This is a genomic window from Cryobacterium sp. TmT2-59, assembly GCF_004403545.1.
GTDB lineage: Bacteria > Actinomycetota > Actinomycetes > Actinomycetales > Microbacteriaceae > Cryobacterium > Cryobacterium shii.
The window spans coordinates 1-6108 of sequence record NZ_SOGM01000097.1; the positions used below are offsets into that span (position 1 = coordinate 1).

At 72.4% G+C, this 6108-nt stretch carries 7 protein-coding genes; 4 read left to right on the plus strand and 3 right to left on the minus strand.

Translation table 11 applies throughout. From position 1 onward, the window contains the following. Positions 1-200 precede the first annotated feature (200 nt). On the plus strand, positions 201-1169 hold the full coding sequence (locus tag E3T24_RS14985) for an NAD-dependent epimerase/dehydratase family protein (RefSeq protein WP_134366004.1): 969 nt from the start codon (positions 201-203) through the stop codon (positions 1167-1169). A 70-nt stretch (positions 1170-1239) separates the two neighbouring features. Here the strand turns inward: E3T24_RS14985 and E3T24_RS14990 are convergent, their stop codons facing one another. Continuing rightward, the gene (locus E3T24_RS14990; RefSeq protein WP_134365954.1) at positions 1240-1602 is read right to left on the minus strand and encodes a GntR family transcriptional regulator; all 363 of its coding nucleotides are present in this window, start codon (positions 1600-1602) and stop codon (positions 1240-1242) included. Positions 1603-1793: 191 nt separating this feature from the next. On the opposite strand from E3T24_RS14990, the gene E3T24_RS14995 reads away from it, so the two are divergent. Then, complete coding sequence (locus E3T24_RS14995) at positions 1794-2567, plus strand: ABC transporter permease (protein ID WP_241975834.1); 774 nt, start codon at positions 1794-1796, stop codon at positions 2565-2567. 36 nt (positions 2568-2603) lie between these two features. Here E3T24_RS14995 and E3T24_RS15000 read toward each other — a convergent pair whose 3' ends face one another. Together E3T24_RS15000 and E3T24_RS15005 are read right to left on the minus strand one after the other, a co-directional pair. Then, on the minus strand, positions 2604-3098 hold the full coding sequence (locus tag E3T24_RS15000; protein WP_134434791.1) for a hypothetical protein: 495 nt from the start codon (positions 3096-3098) through the stop codon (positions 2604-2606). An 87-nt stretch (positions 3099-3185) separates the two neighbouring features. Then, entirely contained in the window at positions 3186-3623 is a 438-nt protein-coding gene (locus tag E3T24_RS15005; RefSeq protein WP_134365956.1) for an Lrp/AsnC family transcriptional regulator, read from the minus strand. Positions 3624-3845: 222 nt separating this feature from the next. On the opposite strand from E3T24_RS15005, the gene ddaH reads away from it, so the two are divergent. Beyond that, positions 3846-4751 (plus strand): dimethylargininase, encoded by a 906-nt coding sequence (ddaH, locus tag E3T24_RS15010; RefSeq protein WP_134365957.1) that lies wholly within the window; start codon positions 3846-3848, stop codon positions 4749-4751. After that, positions 4748-6058 (plus strand): ornithine--oxo-acid transaminase, encoded by a 1311-nt coding sequence (gene rocD, locus E3T24_RS15015; RefSeq protein WP_134434792.1) that lies wholly within the window; start codon positions 4748-4750, stop codon positions 6056-6058. The genes ddaH and rocD overlap by 4 nt, the downstream gene beginning before the upstream one ends. The last annotated feature ends 50 nt before the right edge of the window (positions 6059-6108 follow it).

The following is a 6108-nucleotide window of genomic DNA, read 5'->3' on the forward strand; positions in this document are numbered from 1 at the left end:
GCCGTGGCCCGCCGCGCGGCTGCTGCGCCGCTGCGCGGGTGGCCCGCCGTGCGCGCAACGGCGCAGCACGCGCGCAGCGCAGGTCACCCCGCAGGTCACCCCGCAGGTCACCCCGCAGGTCACCCCGCAGGTCACCCCGCAGGTTCCGCCGCACGTCCCGGCGCACTCCACCCCGCGCCGCGCCCCCCGCGAGCATCCCGGTGAGGGTCCTCGTGACCGGGGCGAGCGGCTTCCTCGGCCGCGCCGTCGCGGCCGAGATCGCGGCTGCCGGGCACGAGGTGCGCACGTTCCAGCGCCGCGCGTCGGGCGTTCCCGGCGTCGCCGACGTGCTCGGCTCGGTCACCGCCCCCGACGAGGTTGGCCGCGCCGCCGCCGGCATGGACGCCGTCGTGCACCTGGCCGCGAAGGTCTCCCTCGCGGGCAGGCCGGCCGATTTCGAGGCCGTGAATGTGGGCGGCACCCGCACGCTGCTGGCCGCGGCCACGGATGCCGGCGCCACCCGCTTCGTCTTCGTGTCGTCGCCCTCGGTGGCCCACGCCGGCGCATCCATCGTCGGCAGCGGCGCCGACCCGGCCGACCCGTCCCGGGCCCGCGGGCACTACGCCCGTACCAAGGCCCAGGCCGAACTGCTCGCGCTCGGCGCCGACTCCGCGAGCCTGCACGTGGTCGCGGTGCGCCCGCACCTGGTCTGGGGCCCGGGCGACACGCAGCTCGTCGCCCGCATCGTCGACCGGGCCCGCCGCGGCCGGCTGCCGCTGCTCGGCCACGGCGCCGCCCTGATCGACACCACCTATGTGGACAACGCTGCCTCGGCCATCGCGGCCGCGCTCGAGCGGGCCGACGCGGTGCACGGCCACTCCTACGTGGTCACGAACGGGGAGCCGCGCCCCGTGGCCGAGCTGCTCGCCGGAATGTGCCGGGCGGCGGGCGTGCCGGCCCCGGCCTGGCGGGTTCCGGCCGGAGTCGCCCGCGGCGCGGGATCCCTGATCGAGGCGGCCTGGCGCATCCGTTCGGGCGCCGACGAGCCGCCGATGACCCGGTTCCTGGCCGAGCAGCTGTCGACCGCGCACTGGTTCGACCAGCGCCGCACCCGCGCCGAACTGCGGTGGGCGCCCGCGGTGAGCCTGGACGAGGGCTTCCGCCGCCTCGCCGCCGCCTACGGGCGGTAGCCGCAGCCGCGCACGCCGCGAAACCCGCGCACGCCGCGCACCGCGCACGCAGCAGCCGAGGCCGCCGACGCTACGAACGGATGCCGAGGGCCGCACGCACGATCTGCAGCGCCTCCTCCGGGGGCAGGCCGAGCGCGCGCATCCGTTCGGCGTAGGCGACCGCGGCCCGCTGCGCCTGCTGGTGCGTGGCGTCTCCGGTCGCGGCGATGAAGGAGCCGAGCCGGCCGCGGGTCTCGATCACCTCGTCCTGCTCCAGCTCCCGGTAGGCGCGCGCGACCGTGTTCGCGGCCAGGCCGAGGTCTTCGGCGAGGCGGCGCACGGTGGGCAGCTTGTCACCCGGGGCCAGCGCGCCGGTGCGCACGCCCTCGATCACCTGCCCCCGCAGCTGCTCGAACGGCGGAGTGGGGGAGTGCGGGTCGATGACGAGTTGCATGCCGGGCATCCTTCGTGTGCGTTACGTCCCACGCTACCGGTGCCCCCGGTGCCCCCGGTGCCCTTCTCCGCCGCGAGTGCGGGTGAATTGTCGCTCTGGCGTCCTCTAACCGACGATTCACCCGCACTCGCGAACCGAACGGATGCGCGCGGCCGGCCACTCCGGGCACACCGGCTCGGTAGGCTCGTCACGTGACCTGGCCCCGCGACCTGCCCGCCCAGCTGGCGGCACTGCTGCCGAGCCTGGCCGGCGTGCTGCTGCTCATCCTGATCGTCACGCTCGTGCTCTGGACCTACCGGGTGTCGCATCCGTTCGCGCCGGCGCTCGCCGTGCTGCGCGGAGCCCTGCAGCTGGCCGCGATCAGCCTGGTGCTCAGCGGCATCATCTCCGATCCGCTCTGGGTCGGCGTGGGCCTCGTCGTCATGTTCACCGCCGCGGTCGGCACGGTCACGCGGCGCATCGGCGCCAGCCGGCAGCACTTCGCCTGGGTGGCCGCCGCGATGGGCCTGGGCGTGCTCGCCTCCCTCCTGGTCGTGTTCGGCACCGGCGCGCTCGAGTCGACGCCGCGTTACGTGCTGTCCTTCGGCGGCATCATCATCGGCAACGCCATGTCGATCGCCACGCTCTCCGGCCGCCGCTTCGGCGAGGCGGTGACCGAGCGCTGGGACGAGGTGGAGGGCTGGCTGGCCCTCGGCGCCACGCCCCGGCAGGCGACCCGCGAGCTGGCCCGCCGCGCCGTCTACTTCGCGCTGATCCCCTCGACCGACCAGACGAAGACCACCGGCCTGGTCACCCTGCCCGGTGCCTTCGTCGGCGCCATCTTCGGCGGGGCCTCGCCGCTCGAGGCCGGTCGCTTCCAGATCATCGTGCTCGCCGGCATCCTTTGCGCCGGTTCCATCGCCGCCGTCGCGCTGATCCACCTGCTTGCGCCCGTGCGGCAGCGCCCCCTCACCGCCCCGGTCTGACCCGCCGCCTCGCAGCAGCGCCCGGTCCGCGGGCCGCTAATGCAGCACCAGGAACTCGGCGAGGATCAGGAAACCGGCGAGCAGCACGGTTCCCACCGCGACGAGGGCCAACGGCCAGCCACGGATGCCGCGGAGCCGCACCCCCGACACCGCCACCACGCTCAGCAGCACGCTGGCCGTGATCATCTTGACCAGGGTCGCGGTCCTCGTGTCGCCGCCGAAGAAGAGCACCACGAGCACCGCCAGCAGCGGAGCGAATGCGGCGGAGATCATCGGTGCGCTGACCCGCAGATGGTGGCGGATGCTGCCCCACCCGGCCGTCTGATCCCCGATCGAGTAGGCGAAAACGTGCGTCGCGTAATACACGAGGTTCGTGATCAGGACCACGATGATGATCGGCGACGCGGCGCTGTCGCCGAGCCCGATCAGCGTGCTGGCGGCCACGAGCAGGCCGTAAGCCGCAGCGCTGATGCGCTCGGCGCCGGCCGGTCCGATCTTGCTTGGAGCCTGGGCGTTCTTCGGTGAGGCCACGGCTCCAGTGTCGCGGGGGTCGCGCTCGAGCGAAAGGGGCGACGGATGCCGCCGGCCCTACTCCGGCGCGCGCCGGCTCCGCTGCCGCTACTCCGCGGCGCGGTGGATCAGGCGGGAGAGCACGATCGCGCTGCGGGTGTGGTCCACGTTCGGCGCCAGGCGCACCTTCTCCAGGGCCGCCTCGAGGCCGGAGATGTCCCGCGCCCGGATGTGCACGATCGCGTCGGCGCTGCCGGTGACGGTGCCGGCATCGACGACCTCGGGCACGCCGGAGAGGATGCGCAGCAGTTCCTCGGGCGCCACGGTGCCGCGGCAGAACAGTTCGACGTAGGCCTCGGTGCTCATGCCGTCGATGGCCGGGTCCACCTGGATCGTGAAGCCGCGGATGACCCGGTCGGCCACGAGCTTGTCGACCCGCCGTTTGACCGCCGACGCCGACAGGCCGACGACCCCGCCGATATCCCCGTAGCCCGCGCGGGCATTCTGGCGAAGAAGGTCGAGAATGCCGCGGTCTAGATTGTCCATTCCGAGAGTCTACGGCGAAAACATGCGTCGAGCGCGGAAACCACGCGCATTTCGAGCGCAGATTAGCGTGACATACCGATTCATGCTGTGTGAAACTAGGAACGGCGTCCCCGCCCGGATCCGTTCGGCTCCGGCAGGGCTCTCGTGAGTGACCTGGTCCGCCATCCACCCCCGCATTCCGACCTCGCCCGAAGCCGGCGGAGTGCAGCAGAAGGAGTCCCCATGTCGACCAATCTCACGTCCCTTGATTTCGCCGCCCCCGACCTCACGGTCCCGGGTCTCACCGTCCCGAACCCGGACGAGAGCATCGCTTCGGCCCGCCCCGAGCGCATACCGGTCAGGCGCACCATCCTGATGTGCAAGCCCGACTACTTCACCGTCGTGTACCGCATCAACCCGTGGATGGACCCGGCCATCCCGACCGACACTGCCCTGGCCGTCGCGCAGTGGCAGACCCTGTACGACACCTACGTCGGACTCGGTTTCGACGTGCACCTGATCGACCCGATCGACGGGCTGCCGGACATGGTCTACGCGGCCAACGGCGGCTTCGTCGTCGACAACATCGCGTACGGCGCGGCTTTCACCTATCCGGAGCGCCAGCCGGAAGGCCCGGCCTACATGGACTGGTTCCGCGAGAGCGGCTTCGACGTGCGCGTCCCGGTCGAGATCAACGAGGGGGAGGGCGACTTCCTGCTCGTGGGCGACGCGATCCTTGCCGGCACCGGCTTCCGCAGCGCCTCGAACAGCCACGAAGAGGTGTCGGCCATCTACGGCCGTCCGGTGATCACGCTTAACCTGATCAACCCGAGCTTCTACCACCTCGATACCGCCATCGCCGTGCTCGACGACACGAACATCGCCTACCTGCCGAGCGCATTCGACGAGCCGAGCCTCGTCATCCTGCGCGAGCGCTACCCGGATGCCATCATCGTCACCGAGGAAGACGCGGCCATCCTCGGCCTCAACTCCTACTCCGACGGCTACAACGTCGTCATCGCCGCCCGCGCGAAAGACTTCGAGCGCCAGCTGCGCGCGCGCGGCTACAACCCGATCGGCGTCGACCTGTCCGAGCTGCTCCTCGGCGGCGGCGGAGTGAAGTGCTGCACGCTGGAGCTGCGCCGATGATCGACCAGACCGCGGCCGACCAGACCGCGGCCGCCCAGACCGCGGCCGCCCAGACCACGACAGCCCAGACCACGACAGCCCAGACCACGGCCGCCCTCGATCAGGCGTCCTACATCGCGCTCGAGAACGAGCACGCGGCCCACAACTACCACCCGCTGCCCGTCGTCGTCGCCTCCGGGGACGGCGCCTGGGTGACGGATGTCGACGGTCGCCGCTACCTGGACTGCCTGGCCGCCTACTCCGCGGTCAACTTCGGCCACTCCAACCCGGTTCTGCTGGAAGCCGCCCGCGCCCAGCTCGGCCGCATCACGCTCACCAGCCGCGCCTTCCACAACGACCAGCTCGGCCCGTTCGTGACAGCGCTCGCCGAGCTCTCCGGCAAGGACATGGTCCTCCCGATGAACACGGGCGCCGAAGCGGTCGAGTCCGGCATCAAGGTAGCCCGCGCCTGGGGCTACCGGGTGAAGGGCGTCGCCGACGGGCTGGCCAACATCATCGTGGCCGGCGAGAACTTCCACGGCCGCACGACCACGATCATCAGCTTCTCCGACGACGAGTCCGCCCGCAAGGACTTCGGCCCGTTCACGCCCGGGTTCCGCACGGTTCCCTACGGGGACGCCGCGGCCCTCGAGGCCGCGATCGACCAGAACACGGTCGCCGTGTTGCTCGAGCCAATCCAGGGCGAGGCCGGCATCGTCGTGCCGCCGGCGGGCTACCTGCCCGCCGTGCGCGAGATCACGACCCGCCATAACGTGCTGTTCATCGCCGACGAGATCCAGTCCGGCCTCGGCCGTACGGGCGCGACCTTCGCCTGCGATCTGGTCGGGGTCGTGCCGGACCTGTACCTGCTGGGCAAGGCGCTCGGCGGCGGCATCGTTCCCGTTTCGGCGGTGGTCGGCAACGCGGACGTCCTCGGCGTGCTCCGCCCTGGCGAGCACGGCTCGACCTTCGGCGGCAACCCCCTGGCCGCGGCCGTCGGCCTCGCCGTGGTGAAGATGCTGGCCACCGGCGAATACCAGGAGCGCGCCCGCGTTCTCGGCACCCGACTGCACGACGGGCTGAGCGCCCTGATCGGCCGGGGCGTCGTCGCCGTGCGCGGCGCGGGCCTCTGGGCCGGGATCGACATCGACCCGACGGTGGCGTCCGGCCGGGCGGTCTGCGAGGCCCTCCTGGCCCGCGGCGTGCTCGCGAAGGACACCCACGGCTTCACCATCCGCCTGGCCCCGCCGATCGTGGTCTCCGAGGCCGACATCGACTGGGCCGTCGAGCAGCTGGCCGCGGTGCTCGCGGAATTCGCCGCCGCCTAGCCGCGCCCGGCCGCGCCGCCGCCTCCGAGCGCCCGCCGCGGCCCGCGCCC